Origin of the sequence: Pseudomonas sp. AM14(2022), from assembly GCF_036346455.1 — a bacterium.
GTDB lineage: Bacteria > Pseudomonadota > Gammaproteobacteria > Pseudomonadales > Pseudomonadaceae > Aquipseudomonas > Aquipseudomonas putida_A.
The window spans coordinates 153,137-166,967 of sequence record NZ_JAOTNY010000003.1 but is presented as its reverse complement, the minus strand read 5'-3'; the positions used below and the strand labels follow the sequence as shown (position 1 = coordinate 166,967).

Below are 13,831 nucleotides of genomic sequence, written 5' to 3'. Positions count from 1 at the left end.
TGAAAGCCGGCGAGTATAACGTAATCAGGCTGTGACGGCAGCCCGTCTGGCGGCTGTTAAGGCGATTCACTTGACATGGCCTGATGCGCATCCTCTGTGGGAGCGGGCTTGCTCGCGAAGGCGGTGTGTCATTAAGCATTGATGTCGAGTGATACTCCGCCTTCGCGAGCAAGCCCGCTCCCACAGGGGATTTGCAGGTTCGAGAGACCTATTCGATACCCACCTGATTACGCCCGTTGTTCTTCGCCAGATACAACCCGCGATCCGCCGCCGAAATCAGCAGCCGGCAATCGCTGCCCGCCTGCGGCACCATGGTCGCCAGGCCGATGCTGATGGTCAGGCTCGCCCCGTCGCCCGGGGTGTTGTGCGGAATCTTCAGCGCCGCCACGGTCTGGCGCAGTTTCTCCGCCACCAGGCGTGCGCCGCCCGGCGAGGTATTCGGCAGCACCAGGGCGAACTCTTCACCGCCGTAGCGGGCCGGCAGGTCCGACGGTCGGGCGCTGGCGTCGCGGATCGCCGTGGCGACCTTGCGCAGCGCCTCGTCGCCTTCGACGTGGCCGAAGCTGTCGTTGTAGGACTTGAAGTAATCGACGTCGATCATCAGCAGCGACAACTGGCTTTGGTCGCGCAGCGAGCGGCGCCATTCCAGCTCCAGGTACTCGTCGAAGTGCCGGCGGTTGGACAGCCCGGTCAGGCCGTCAGAGTTCATCAGCCGTTGCAGCACCAGGTTGGTGTCGAGCAACTGCTGCTGGCTGACGCGCAACGCACGGTACGCCGCATCCCGCTGCAGCAGGGTCATGTAGGAGCGCGAGTGATAGCGGATGCGCGCCACCAGCTCGATGGTGTCCGGCAGTTTCACCAGATAGTCGTTGGCCCCGGCCGAGAACGCCGCGCTCTTGATCAGCGGGTCTTCCTTGGTCGACAGCACGATGATCGGGATGTCCTTGGTCGCCGGATGATTGCGGTATTCGCGCACCAGGCTCAGGCCGTCGAGGCCGGGCATCACCAGGTCCTGCAGAATCACCGTCGGCTTGATCCGTACCGCCTGGGCGATGGCCTGGTGCGGATCGGAGCAGAAGTGGAAGTCGATGTTCTCTTCATTCGACAGCCCACGGCGCACGGCTTCGCCGATCATCGCCTGATCGTCCACCAACAACACCATGGCGGCGTTTTCGTCGGTTTTAATGTCGTCGATCTGTAAATCATTCATGGGCGGTCACCTGAGTACTGCGGGGGCCAGGATTGCGGAATAGCCTGTTCATTTGGGGAATACCTCCAGCAATCGTGGCGCTATCTTTTCCAGTGGACGGATTTCGACGGCCGCATCGATCGCCGCTGCTGCCTTGGGCATGCCGTACACCGCACTGCTTTGCTGATCCTGCGCGATGGTCAGATAACCCTGCTGGCGCATGAGCTTAAGCCCTTGCGCCCCGTCGCGTCCCATCCCGGTCAATAAAACCCCGATGGCATCGCCGTTCCAATAACTGGCGACACTTTCGAAAAACACGTCGATCGAAGGCCGGTAGATCTCGTTGACCGGCTCGGCGGTGTAGGCCAGCGTGCCGTTTTTCAATAAACGAATATGGTGGTTGGTGCCGGCCAGCAGCACCGCGCCTGCCTGCGGTGGCTCGCCCTCGCGGGCCAGGCGTACATCGAGGCCACTGGCGCTGGCCAGCCATTCGGCCATGCCCGCGGCAAACACCTGATCCACGTGCTGCACCAGCACGATGGCGGCCGAGAAATGGCGTGGCAGGCCCTTGAGCAGGACTTCCAGCGCGGCCGGTCCGCCGGCCGACGAGCCGATCGCTACCAGCCGCTTGCACGACGCCGAACTGCGGTGGGGCGTCGGCACCGGGCGCGAGCGTGGGGTTTTCTCGCCGATCAGCCAGCCGATGTTGAGGATCTTGCGCAGCAACGGCGCCGCCGCTTCCTGCGCGTTCCCCGCACCAATGGCCGGGGTGTCGACCACGTCCAGCGCGCCGTGGCCCATGGCCTCGAAGACCCGGTGCACGTTCTGCTGGCGGTCGACCGTGACAATGACGATCGCGCACGGGGTTTCGGCCATGATCCGTCGCGTGGCCTCGACGCCATCCATGACCGGCATGATCAGGTCCATCAGGATCAGATCCGGGGTGTTTTCGGCGCACAGACGCACCGCCTCGGCGCCGTTGTTGGCGACCCAGACCACCTGATGCGCCGGCTCGAAGGCCAGCGCACGGCGCAAAGCCTCCACCGCCAGGGGCATGTCGTTGACGATTGCGATTTTCATGCCCGCGCTCCTCCAATGAGCTCAACCACTGCATCAAGCAGGGCGTCGTCATGAAAACTGGCCTTGGCTAAATAATAGTCGGCGCCAGCGTCCAGTCCACGACGCCGGTCCTCTTCACGATCCTTGTACGAGACCACCATCACCGGCAGCGATTGCAGGCGGTTGTCGCGGCGCAACAGGGTGACCAGTTCGATGCCATCCATGCGCGGCATGTCGATGTCGGTGATCAGCAAATCGAAGTCCTCCGAACGCAGCGCGTTCCAGCCGTCCATGCCGTCCACCGCGACCGCCACGTCATAGCCGCGATTGAGCAGCAACTTGCGTTGCAACTCGCGCACGGTCAGCGAGTCATCGACCACCAGAATCCGTTTGCGCGCCACTTCGGCGGCCTGATTGCCATGGCGAGCAATACGCTCCAGACGCCCGGTGTTGAGCAGTTTGTCCACCGAGCGCAGCATGTCTTCGACATCGACGATCAGCACCACCGAACCGTCGTCGAGCAGCGCCCCGGCGGAAATATCCTGAACCTTGCCCAGTCGCTCATCCAGCGGCAGCACCACCAGCGTGCGCTCGCCGACAAACCGCTCGACCGCCACCCCGTAGACCGCGTCACGCTCGCGGATCACCACGACCTTGAGGGTTTCGCCGCTGCTCTGACTGGCCGGACGATTCAGCAACTGACTGGCCGCGACCAGCCCGACATGCCGACCTTCGTGCCAGAAATGCTGACGGCCCTCGATCTGCACGATGTCCTGTGGCTCCAGGTCGCACATGCGCTCGATGTGCGCCAGCGGAAACGCATAAGCCTCCTCGCCGACTTCGACCACCAGACTGCGCACCACCGACAGGGTCAGCGGCACTTCCAGATGAAAGCGGCTGCCCTCGCCCGCCGTCTGCTCCAGCACCACCGCGCCGCGCAGTTGCCGCACCATGTGCTGCACCGCATCAAGACCGACGCCACGCCCGGACACTTCGGTCACCGTGTCGCGCAGGCTGAAGCCCGGCAAGAACAGGAAGGTCAGCAGTTCTTCTTCGCTCAACTGCGCGGCAGTTTCTGCCGGTGACAATTGGCGTTCAACGATGCTGCGGCGGACCTTTTCCAGATCGACGCCATTGCCGTCATCGCTCAACTCCAGCACCAGCAAACCGGCCTGATGCGAGGCACGCAGGCGGATCAGGCCTTCTTCGGACTTACCCTTGAGCAAGCGTTGTTCCGGGGTTTCGATGCCGTGATCGACCGCGTTGCGTAGCAAATGAGTCAGCGGCGCTTCGAGCTTTTCCAGCACGTCGCGATCGACCTGGGTCTTCTCGCCTTCGATCTCCAGCCTTACCTGTTTGCCGAGGCTGCGCCCCAGGTCTCGAACCATGCGCACCTGACCGGTGAGCACGTCGGCAAACGGGCGCATGCGGCAGGCCAGCGCGGTGTCGTAGAGCACTTGGGCGCGCTGGCTGGCTTGCCAGGCGAACTCGTCGAGCTCGGCGTTCTTTTCCGCGAGCAATTGCTGAGACTCGGCCAGCAAGCGCCGCGCATCTTCAAGGGCTTCCTGGGCCTCAAGGCTCAGCGCATGTTCCTTGAGATGCACGTTGAGGCTTTCCAGTGCCCGCAGGCCATTATTCTGCATGCGTTTGAGACGCTGCATGGTCGCCAGATGCGGCTTGAGGCGCTGGGTTTCGACCAGCGATTTACTCGACAGGTCGAGCAGGCTGTTCAGGCGTTCGGCGGTGACCCGCAGCACGCGCTCGCCGCCCTCGGTGGTGCGCTTGTTCTTGCGCGGTGCCGGGTCGGAGGTTTCCAGCGGTGTCTCGATCACTTGCGCCGGGGTTTCAATCGGTGCAGGCGCAGGCGGCGGCGCCTGCATCTGCAACTCGGCCATCGGCGGTGGCGCCACTGTGGGCGCTGCCGAAGGGTCGAGCAGGAGTCCCATCAACGCCACATACGCTTCGATGTCCGGCGCTTGCGGAGCATTGGCCGGCGTGGCGATGCGCATCAACAGATCGGTGCCTTGCAACAGCGCATCGATGTGCTCGGGACGCAACAACAGCCGACCTTCCTGCGCACTGACCAGGCAATCTTCCATCACATGGGCGACGCTGACACCGCTGTCGATGCCGACGATCCGCGCCGCGCCCTTGAGCGAGTGCGCCGCACGCATGCACGATTCCAGATAGTCGGCCTGAGTCGGGTTGCGCTCCAGCGCCAGCAGCCCGCTGCTGAGCACCTGGGTCTGGGCTTCGGCTTCCAGGCTGAACAGCTCCAGCAGCGAGGCGTCGCGCATTTGCTCGGGGGTCATGTGAGGCTCCGGGTCACGGCGGACAGCAGCTGTTCTTCATCCAGCCAGCGCAGGCTGCGCCCCCGAAATTGCAGGACACCACGGGTGTATTTGGCGCTGGCCGTGCTGTTGTGCTCACCGCCGGCACGCGACGCGGCGTCGAGAATTTTTTCATCGATGGCGTGGATGCCGTCGACCTCGTCCACCGGCACCACCACCGGTCCGCCGTGGGCGGCGATGATCAGCATGCGCGGCATGATCCGCGCGCCGGTGGCTGGTGCGGCGTTGCCATCAAGGTCGAGCAACTCGACCAGCGACAGGCACGCGACCAGCGCGCCGCGCACGTTCGCCACGCCAAGCAAGGCCCGCGAACGCTGATGCGGCAACGAGTGAATCGCCTGCAGCGGCGCCACTTCCACCAGACTGCGGGTGGCCAGCCCCAGCCATTCCTCGCCGAGGCGGAACATCAGTAGCGAACGGGTTTTCACATCGGTTTCGACCGCCACGGCGACCGGATCGCGTTCGTCCTGCTGCAATGCATAACGGTCCAGCAGGCGCGTGGCGGCGGCGGAATACACCGCGCAGTTGCGGCAGTGAATATGCTCGGCCAGCAACGGGCACGACTTGTCGCCATGAATACCGATACGGTTCCAGCAATCATCGATGGCCCGGGCGTCTTCGTGGGTGACGTTCAAGGTGTCGGACGGGATCATCGTTTACGCTCACTGTCGGCGGTGCGGCCGCTGCGGGCGGCACGTTCCTGCAATCGTCTGGCACCGGCGCTGTCGCCCTGGGCCTGCAGCAAGGCGGCCAGGTGCATCAACGCTTCGGGGTGTTGCGGTTCAAGGTACAAGGCCTTGCGGTAATGACTCTGGGCTTCGAGCGCGGCACCGGCAACATCGCTGAGCAGACCGAGCCAGTAAAACACCTGCGCCACCGGTTCGTGACTGCGCAGATACTGCTCGCATGCCGCGCGGGCCTCGGCGCTTTTGCCTTCGTTGGCCAGCGCGGCGATGTTGGCGAGCAAGGTCGCCGCGTCCGGGTTGGCGCTTTTGCTGCTGACGGGCAACGGTGCAACGCTGGCAAACGGCCGCGGACGCACCGGCGGCGATACTGGCGGCGGACTGCGCAGCGGTTGGCGCACGGGCAAAGGGGTCGGGGTGGGCAATGCCACAGGTTCGGGCATGAGTTCAGCGTGTCGACTGAAGGCAAACGACTGCGGGATGCTGATCGAGCGCATGCCCAGGCGCCCAAGCAGACTGCCCTCGGCCGGGCCGATGAACAACACGCCATCAACGTGCGTCAGACGCTTGAGCACTTCGAAGACTTGCTTCTGCGTCGGCTGGTCGAAATAGATCAGCAGGTTGCGGCAGAACACAAAATCGAACGGCGGTTCACCCGCCAGCAGCGTCGGATCCAGCACATTGCCGGCCTGCAGGCGCACCTGCTCACGCACCGCTTCGCTGACCCGATGGCCGTCCTGCTCGGCGGTGAAATGACGCTCGCGAAAATCCAGATCCTGCCCCCGAAACGAGTTCTTGCCGTACAACGCCCGTCGCGCCTTGTCCACCGACAGCGGGCTGACGTCCATGCCGTCGACCTTGAACTGATGCGGCTTGAGCCCGGCATCGAGCAAGGCCATGGCAATCGAATAGGGTTCTTCGCCGGTCGAGCACGGCAGGCTGAGGATGCGCAGCGCGCGCATGTTGTTCAATTCGTCCAGACGCTTGCGCGCCAGCTTGCCGAGGGTGGCGAAGGATTCCGGATAACGGAAAAACCACGTTTCGGGGACGATCACCGCTTCGATCAACGCCTGCTGTTCGTCCCGAGAACCTTGCAGCAGTTGCCAGTATTCATCGCTGTGCGCGGCTTGCGAGAGCGTGGTGCGTTGGCGCACCGCGCGCTCGATGATCGCCGGCCCCACCGAGGTGACATCCAGGCCGATGCGTTCCTTGAGGAAATCGAAAAAACGCTGGTCGCTGCTCATGACTGCGCCCCAAGTGGCGCCGGGAACAGCAGGCTGCGCACCGCGTCATCCAGCAAGTCGTTGACCCGCACCCATTGCACCAGCCCCTGAGCATCTTCGCGCACCGGGCCGAGGTACGGTGCCTGACGATTGTCCAGGCCATACGGCTGAAAATCCTCGGGATTGCAGCGCAGGGTGTCGGTCGCCTGCTCAAGGATCAGCCCGAGCCAGCGCGACGGCTGCTGTTCATCCGGACGGTAATGCACCAGCACCAGCCGCGTACTGGTGCGCGCCTCGGCGGGATGGCCGAAAGTCAGCGCGCTGAGGTCGATGGCCGGTACCACCGCACCGCGATAGGCGAACACCCCGGCGACCCAGTTCGGCGCTTGGGCAATCGGCTTCAACGGCAGGCGCGGCAACACTTCCGCCACCTCGGTGGCGCGCAAGGCGTAACGCTCGCTGCCGATGCGAAACAGCAGGAACAACGCCTGCTTCGCCACCGGCGCAGCGCTGCGTTTGGCGGTGACTTCGCTCATCAGACTTTGAATCGCGAAACGCCGCTGCGCAGCCCGACGGCCACCTGGCTCAGTTCGTCGATGGCGAAACTGGCCTGACGCAGCGACTCGACGGTCTGGCTGCTGGCGTCGCCCAACTGCACCAGCGCATGGTTGATCTGTTCGGCACCGGTGGCCTGGGCCTGCATGCCTTCGTTGACCATCAACACCCGCGGCGCCAGCGCCTGCACCTGATGGATGATCTGCGACAGTTGCTCGCCGACCTGCTGCACTTCGGCCATGCCCCGGCGCACTTCTTCGGAGAACTTGTCCATGCCCATCACGCCAGCAGACACCGCCGACTGGATCTCGCGGACCATCTGCTCAATGTCGTAAGTGGCGACGGCGGTCTGATCCGCCAGACGCCGTACTTCGGTGGCGACCACGGCAAAACCACGCCCGTACTCGCCGGCCTTCTCGGCCTCGATGGCAGCGTTGAGCGACAGCAGGTTGGTCTGATCGGCGACCTTGACGATGGTCACCACCACCTGATTGATGTTGCCGGCCTTCTCGTTGAGGATCGCCAGTTTGGCATTGACCAGATCGGCTGCGCCCATCACCGAGTGCATGGTGTCTTCCATGCGCGCCAGGCCTTGCTGGCCGGAACCGGCGAGCACCGAAGCCTGATCGGCGGCGGTGGACACTTCGGTCATGGTGCGCACCAGATCCCGCGAGGTGGCGGCGATTTCACGTGAGGTCGCGCCGATTTCGGTGGTGGTGGCCGCGGTTTCGGTGGCGGTGGCCTGTTGCTGCTTGGAGGTGGCGGCAATTTCGGTCACCGAAGTGGTCACCTGCACCGAGGAGCGTTGGGCCTGGGACACCAGCGAAGTCAGCTCGGTCATCATGTCGTTGAAGCCGGTTTCCACCGCGCCGAACTCGTCCTTGCGGTCCAGATTCAGCCGGCTGCTCAAGTCGCCGGTACGCATGATTTCGAGGATTTTCACGATACGGTTCATCGGCGCCATGATCGCGCGCATCAGCAACAGACCGCAGGCGCCGGCTGCGAGCACGGCCACCAGCAGCGAGACGAACATGCTGACCTTGGCCGCCGCCACGGCTTCGTCGATGTTGGCCATGGCCTGATCGGCGACCCGCTTGTTCTCGCCGATGATGTCATTGAGTTTCATGCGACCGGTGTACCAGGCCGGGGTCAGCTTCTCGGTGAACAGCTTGACCGCGTCGGCTTCCAGATTGCGCTTGTGCAGATCGAGTACCTGATCCTGAATCTGCATGTAGGTGTCGTGATCCTTCTCGAACGCGGCAAACTCGACCCGGTCTTCGTCGGTGGTGACGGTGTTGCGGTAGTTGGTCATCTGCTCCTGCAGGCGCGTCTCGAACGCCTTGTAGTCCGCCGCATCTTCGCTGCTGATGCCCTGCCCTTCCTTGAGGCCCAGCAGTTCCTGGGTCTGCAGATAGCTGTCAACCCACGCCCCGCGGATCATCGAGCTGTAATAGACGCCGGGAACCGCGTCGTCACGCACGCTGCTTTCACTGGCCTCGATCTTCAGCAAGCGTGAATACGAGACAACGACCATCAGCAACATGATGGCGATAATCACCGCAAAGCTCGCCAAAATGCGTTGGCGCAACGTCCAGTTCTTCACAGTGATTCCTCGTGCCTAAGTCGAAATGCGGGGAGTATAGCCGAGGGCGGTGTTTCATTTATAAGACGCTTTTTAACCCTCGGGCCGGCCCGACTTGGTTCGCGGGAAGGCTCTGGGGTGGGACTGTCCGACAATCCGGGGCTGGCGTGCCAGTGATGGAATGGCAAAAAGGGGCGCTGGATCAGCCATTGCTGTTGTTGTGAGGCTGGAAAGCAATCGCGAGCAGGCTCACTCCTACACATTTCGGCGTCCAGTCCAAAACTTTGTAGGAGCTGCGGCACGCTGCGATCTTTTGATTTTTAAAGCCAACATCAAAAGATCGCAGCGTGCCGCAGCTCCTACATGAGTACCGTGTTCAGGCAGTTCTATTGCGATGCCAGGCGCACCTGCTTCTCCAGCTCCACCTTCAACCCCGGCTCCAGCTTCAGTTGCTTGGCCAACTCCTCCAGATACGCCTTTTCCATAAAGCTCTCCTCATCCACCAGCATCACGCTGGCGATGTACATCTCGGCAGCCATCTCCGGCGTGCTCGCGGCCCGGGCGACGTCGACCGGGTCGAGGGGTTTGTTGAGTTCGGCGTGCAGCCAGTGTCGCAATTCCTGATCGTTGTCGAGTTTGGTGAATTCGCCTTCAATCAGTTGACGTTCGCGGTCATCGATATGGCCGTCAGCCTTCGCGGCGGCGACCAGCGCCTTGAGAATGGCCTGGCTGTGTTGTTCGGCTTGCGCGGGGGGCAGACGATCCAGGGTTTGCGGTTCGGTTTGTGGGGCGGTGCCTTTCTGGGCGTTCCAGTTGCCGTAAGCCTTATAGGCCAGCACACCAAGGGCAGCGAGGCCACCGTAGACCGCAACTTTGCCGCCGACCTTGCGCGCCTTTTTGCTGCCGAGCAGCAGGCCCATGGCCCCGGCCGCCAGAGCACCACCGCCCGCCCCCGAGAGCAGGCCGCCCAGCGCACCGGAGCCTGAAGACCCACCCAGCAAACCGCCCAGCCCGCCAGCCGCCGGTTTGTTCTGCGCGCCACCGGCCTTGTTCTGCAAAAGATCCTGGCCAGACTTGAGTAGTTGATCGAGCAATCCACGGGTGTTCATGTTCCGCCTCCAAAACAGGGGTTATCCGGATCTATCAGGCCCTCAGCCTAGTTCGAAAGTGCCCCGGCCCTGCCCGCAAGTGTACTTCCAGATGTTGCTCAGCAGGCGCAGGCCCTTCGCGAAAATAGATATACACTCAGGCCAATCTATAAAAGCCGCCCACCGGGTACCCCTCCTCATGATGACCCTGCGTCAGATCCGTCACTTCATCGCGGTGGCCGAGACCGGCTCGATTTCCGCCGCCGCGCAAACCGCGTTCATTTCCCAATCGACCCTGACCCTGGCGATCCAGCAACTGGAAGAGGAAATCGGCGTCAGCCTGTTCAGCCGCCACGCCAAGGGCATGACCCTGACTCACCAGGGCCACCAGTTCCTGCGGCAGGCGCACCTGATCCTGGCCACGGTGGATAACGCCAAGCGCAGCCTGCAACAGAGCACCGATCAGGTCGCCGGTCAGTTGATTGTCGGCGTGACCAGCCTGGTCGCCGGTTATTACCTCGCCGATCTGCTCACCCGCTTCCAGCGCGCCTATCCCAACGTCGAGATTCGGGTGATGGAGGACGAGCGGCCGTACATCGAGCATTTGCTGGTCAGCGGCGAGATCGATGTCGGCGTGCTGATCCTCTCCAACCTCGAAGACCGTCACGCCCTGCAGACCGAAGTGCTGACCCACTCACCGCACCGTCTGTGGCTGCCGGCCCAGCATCCGCTGCTGGAACACGACAGCATCAACCTCGCCGATGTCGCGCGCGAGCCGCTGATTCAACTGAATGTTGATGAAATGGATCGCAACGCCCAAAGACTTTGGCGCGGCGCCGGGCTGCAACCGAAGATCACTCTCAGAACCGCATCCACCGAGGCGGTGCGAAGTCTGGTGGCGGCAGGTCTGGGCGTATCGATTCAACCGGACATGACTTACCGCCCGTGGTCACTGGAGGGCGACATCATCGAAGCGCGGCCGATTGCCGACCTCAACCAGACCCTCGACGTCGGTCTGGCCTGGCGCCGAGGGACCGCGCGCCCTGCCCTGGTTGATCCATTCCTGACCGTAGCCCGCGAACAACCGCACGGCGGACGCAAGCCATCTATTTAATCGAATGCCACCTTCAGTATTTAGAATTTGTCGACCTCGGAGCCGCGCACTAGTCTTGCTGCATCTATAAGACGGTCGGCTCCCGGACACGGGAGCCACAATGACCACACAAGAAAAGAGATCGCGGAAAATGGCTGGCGTGCAGACCCCGATGTGTACCGCGTTGTTGATCGACGGCGAACTGGTCGCCGGGCAGGGTTTTGTCGAACCGATCCTCAACCCGGCCAGCGGTGAAATCCTCACCCACATCGCCGAGGCCAGCACCGAGCAGGTCGAAACCGCGATCCTCGCCGCCCATCGCGCTTTTGGCGAATGGTCGCGCACCACGCCGCAACAACGTTCCAGTCTGCTGCTGGACATCGCCAACGCCGTCGAAAAACACGCCGATTACCTCGCCCGCCTCGAAGCGCTGAACTGCGGCAAGCCGCTGCACTTGGCGCGGCAGGACGATCTGACCGCCACCGTCGACGTGTTCCGCTTCTTCGCTGGTGCCGTGCGCTGCCAGACCGGTCAGCTCAGCGGCGAATACCTGCCGGGCTACACCAGCATGGTGCGTCGCGATCCGATTGGCGTGGTGGCGTCGATTGCCCCGTGGAACTACCCGATCATGATGGCCGCGTGGAAAATCGCCCCGGCCCTCGCCGCCGGCAATACGCTGGTGTTCAAGCCGTCGGAACACACACCGCTGTCGATCCTCGCACTGGCGCCAGCACTCGCCGAGATCCTGCCGCGCGGGGTGATCAACATCATCTGCGGCGGCGGTGAAGGCGTCGGCAGCCATCTGGTCGGGCACGCCAAGGTGCGCATGGTCTCGCTGACCGGCGATATCGTCACCGGGCAGAAGATCCTTCAGGCGGCAGCAAAAACCCTCAAGCGCACGCATCTGGAACTCGGCGGCAAAGCCCCGGTGATCGTCTGCAACGATGCCGACATTCAAGCGGTGGTCGACGGCGTGCGCACCTACGGTTACTACAACGCCGGGCAGGACTGCACCGCCGCGTGCCGGATCTACGCGCAAACAGGCATTCACGACAAATTGGTCGCCGAGCTCGGCGCAGCGGTCAGCAGCCTGCGCTTCGCCGGCAAGCGCGATGCCGACAACGAGATCGGCCCGCTGATCAGCACCCGCCAGCGCGACCGCGTGGCCAGTTTCGTCGAGCGCGCCCTCGGCCAGCCGCACATCGAGCGCGTGACTGGCGCGGCGGTGCATTCCGGCGCCGGGTTCTTCTACCAGCCGACGTTGCTGGCCGGTTGCAAACAGACTGATGAAATCGTCCAGCGCGAAGTGTTCGGCCCGGTGGTCACCGTGACCCGCTTCGACGAACTCGCGCAAGCCGTGGACTGGGCCAACGACTCCGAATACGGCCTCGCCTCGTCGGTGTGGACGCAGAATCTGGACAAGGCAATGCAGGTCGCCGCCCGTTTGCAGTACGGCTGCACGTGGATCAACAGCCATTTCATGCTGGTCAGCGAAATGCCCCACGGCGGGCTGAAACGCTCCGGATACGGCAAAGACTTATCCAGTGATTCGCTGCAGGACTACAGCGTGGTGCGGCACATCATGGCCCGCCACGGCCAGCATCTCTGACTACGCTAATAACAAGCCGCCAACGGCATGCTGCACCGCGTTCACAACTGCCCCGACCATAATTTAAAGAAGAGGGTTCAACCATGTTCGTGCACAAGACCGCACTGCTCAGTGCAATCACCACAGCCTTGCTGGCAAGCGCCAGCCTGCAAGCTGCCGAGCCGCTGAAGGCGGTCGGCGCCGGCGAGGGTCAGCTGGATATCGTGGCCTGGCCGGGCTACATCGAACGTGGCGAGAGCGACAAGGCTTACGACTGGGTGAGCGGTTTCGAGAAAGAAACCGGCTGCAAGGTCAACGTCAAGACCGCCGCGACCTCCGACGAGATGGTCAGCCTGATGGCCAAGGGTGGTTACGATCTGGTCACCGCTTCGGGCGATGCCTCGTTGCGCCTGATCGTCGGCAAGCGTGTGCAACCGATCAACACCGCGTTGATCCCGAACTGGAAAACCCTCGATCCACGGCTGAAAGATGCGCCGTGGTACGTGGTCAACAACCAGACCTACGGCACCCCGTATCAGTGGGGCCCGAACGTGCTGATGTACAACACCAACGTGTTCAAGACGCCGCCGACCAGCTGGAACGTACTGTTCGACGCGCAGAATTTCCCCGACGGCAAACCGAACAAGGGTCGCGTGCAGGCCTATGACGGCCCGATCTACATCGCCGACGCGGCGCTGTACCTGAAGACCGCCAAACCTGAGCTGGGGATCAAGGATCCGTATCAACTCACCGAAGCGCAGTACAAGGCTGTGCTTGATCTGTTGCGCGCGCAGCAGCCGCTGATCCACCGCTACTGGCACGACACCACGGTGCAGATGAGCGACTTCAAGAACGAAGGTGTTGTCGCGTCGAGCGCGTGGCCGTATCAGGTCAACGGCCTGATCAACGAGAAACAGCCGATCGCCTCGACCATCCCCAAAGAAGGCGCCACCGGTTGGGCCGACACCACCATGCTGCACGCCGAAGCCAAGCACCCGAACTGCGCGTACAAGTGGATGGACTGGTCGTTGCAGCCGAAAGTCCAGGGTGACGTGGCGGCGTGGTTTGGTTCGCTGCCAGCCGTGCCGGCGGCGTGCAAGGAGAGCGAACTGCTCGGCGCCGAGGGTTGCAAGACCAATGGCTTCGACCAGTTCGACAAGATCGCCTTCTGGAAAACCCCGCAGGCTGAGGGCGGCAAGTTCGTGCCTTATAGCCGCTGGACTCAGGACTACATTGCGATCATGGGCGGCCGTTAGCCTTTGAGTTGACTCCGCTCTCCCTGTGGGAGCGGGCTTGCTCGCGAAAGCGCCAGGTGAGTCAGCATCAAAGTCGAATGAAAGACCGCATTCGCGAGCAAGCCCGCTCCCACATTTGATCTCCATCACCGGTAGATCGCATTCGTTTCAGCTTTTTCAGAAGT

General features: G+C 62.9%; 11 protein-coding genes. 3 read left to right on the top strand and 8 right to left on the bottom strand.

Annotated elements, in window-relative coordinates; all coding sequences use genetic code 11:
- Window positions 1-208: 208 nt before the first annotated feature.
- From V3W27_RS07520 to V3W27_RS07485, 8 genes are all read right to left on the bottom strand, one after another.
- Complete coding sequence (locus V3W27_RS07520; RefSeq protein ID WP_025112221.1) at window positions 209-1,210, bottom strand: diguanylate cyclase domain-containing protein; 1,002 nt, start codon at window positions 1,208-1,210, stop codon at window positions 209-211.
- 48 nt (window positions 1,211-1,258) lie between these two features.
- Window positions 1,259-2,269: a chemotaxis response regulator protein-glutamate methylesterase gene (locus tag V3W27_RS07515; protein ID WP_007964205.1), complete on the bottom strand. Its 1,011-nt coding sequence runs from the start codon at window positions 2,267-2,269 to the stop codon at window positions 1,259-1,261.
- Window positions 2,266-4,560, bottom strand: a complete 2,295-nt coding sequence (locus tag V3W27_RS07510) for a hybrid sensor histidine kinase/response regulator (protein WP_285375968.1) — start codon at window positions 4,558-4,560, stop codon at window positions 2,266-2,268. The genes V3W27_RS07515 and V3W27_RS07510 overlap by 4 nt, the downstream gene beginning before the upstream one ends.
- Window positions 4,557-5,252, bottom strand: coding sequence for a chemotaxis protein CheW (locus V3W27_RS07505; protein WP_007964201.1), 696 nt, complete (start codon window positions 5,250-5,252; stop codon window positions 4,557-4,559). Before V3W27_RS07505 ends, V3W27_RS07510 begins: the two co-directional genes overlap by 4 nt.
- Entirely contained in the window at window positions 5,249-6,526 is a 1,278-nt protein-coding gene (locus V3W27_RS07500) for a CheR family methyltransferase (RefSeq protein ID WP_330206323.1), read from the bottom strand. Before V3W27_RS07500 ends, V3W27_RS07505 begins: the two co-directional genes overlap by 4 nt.
- The gene (locus tag V3W27_RS07495) at window positions 6,523-7,041 is read right to left on the bottom strand and encodes a chemotaxis protein CheW (protein WP_027610993.1); all 519 of its coding nucleotides are present in this window, start codon (window positions 7,039-7,041) and stop codon (window positions 6,523-6,525) included. The genes V3W27_RS07500 and V3W27_RS07495 overlap by 4 nt, the downstream gene beginning before the upstream one ends.
- Window positions 7,041-8,663, bottom strand: coding sequence for a methyl-accepting chemotaxis protein (locus V3W27_RS07490; protein WP_330206322.1), 1,623 nt, complete (start codon window positions 8,661-8,663; stop codon window positions 7,041-7,043). Before V3W27_RS07490 ends, V3W27_RS07495 begins: the two co-directional genes overlap by 1 nt.
- 365 nt (window positions 8,664-9,028) lie before the next feature.
- Window positions 9,029-9,751, bottom strand: a complete 723-nt coding sequence (locus tag V3W27_RS07485; RefSeq protein ID WP_330206321.1) for a tellurite resistance TerB family protein — start codon at window positions 9,749-9,751, stop codon at window positions 9,029-9,031.
- A 178-nt stretch (window positions 9,752-9,929) separates the two neighbouring features.
- Here V3W27_RS07485 and V3W27_RS07480 point away from each other — a divergent pair, with 178 nt between their 5' ends.
- The 3 genes from V3W27_RS07480 (at window position 9,930) to ydcS (ending at window position 13,667) form a co-directional block, all read left to right on the top strand.
- Window positions 9,930-10,844 (top strand): LysR family transcriptional regulator, encoded by a 915-nt coding sequence (locus tag V3W27_RS07480; RefSeq protein WP_007967749.1) that lies wholly within the window; start codon window positions 9,930-9,932, stop codon window positions 10,842-10,844.
- Window positions 10,845-10,974: 130 nt separating this feature from the next.
- The gene (locus tag V3W27_RS07475) at window positions 10,975-12,432 is read left to right on the top strand and encodes a gamma-aminobutyraldehyde dehydrogenase (RefSeq protein WP_330206455.1); all 1,458 of its coding nucleotides are present in this window, start codon (window positions 10,975-10,977) and stop codon (window positions 12,430-12,432) included.
- An 83-nt stretch (window positions 12,433-12,515) separates the two neighbouring features.
- Window positions 12,516-13,667, top strand: a complete 1,152-nt coding sequence (gene ydcS, locus V3W27_RS07470) for a putative ABC transporter substrate-binding protein YdcS (protein WP_096795797.1) — start codon at window positions 12,516-12,518, stop codon at window positions 13,665-13,667.
- Window positions 13,668-13,831 lie beyond the last annotated feature (164 nt).

What these genes read in the sequence shown, in the direction of transcription:
- V3W27_RS07520 (WP_025112221.1), bottom strand. Translation starts at nt 1,210, where the DNA reads ATGAATGATTTACAGATCGACGACATTAAAACCGACGAAAACGCCGCC.
- V3W27_RS07515 (WP_007964205.1), bottom strand. Translation starts at nt 2,269, where the DNA reads ATGAAAATCGCAATCGTCAACGACATGCCCCTGGCGGTGGAGGCTTTG.
- V3W27_RS07510 (WP_285375968.1), bottom strand. Translation starts at nt 4,560, where the DNA reads ATGACCCCCGAGCAAATGCGCGACGCCTCGCTGCTGGAGCTGTTCAGC.
- V3W27_RS07505 (WP_007964201.1), bottom strand. Translation starts at nt 5,252, where the DNA reads ATGATCCCGTCCGACACCTTGAACGTCACCCACGAAGACGCCCGGGCC.
- V3W27_RS07500 (WP_330206323.1), bottom strand. Translation starts at nt 6,526, where the DNA reads ATGAGCAGCGACCAGCGTTTTTTCGATTTCCTCAAGGAACGCATCGGC.
- V3W27_RS07495 (WP_027610993.1), bottom strand. Translation starts at nt 7,041, where the DNA reads ATGAGCGAAGTCACCGCCAAACGCAGCGCTGCGCCGGTGGCGAAGCAG.
- V3W27_RS07485 (WP_330206321.1), bottom strand. Translation starts at nt 9,751, where the DNA reads ATGAACACCCGTGGATTGCTCGATCAACTACTCAAGTCTGGCCAGGAT.
- V3W27_RS07480 (WP_007967749.1), top strand. Translation starts at nt 9,930, where the DNA reads ATGATGACCCTGCGTCAGATCCGTCACTTCATCGCGGTGGCCGAGACC.
- V3W27_RS07475 (WP_330206455.1), top strand. Translation starts at nt 10,975, where the DNA reads ATGGCTGGCGTGCAGACCCCGATGTGTACCGCGTTGTTGATCGACGGC.
- ydcS (WP_096795797.1), top strand. Translation starts at nt 12,516, where the DNA reads ATGTTCGTGCACAAGACCGCACTGCTCAGTGCAATCACCACAGCCTTG.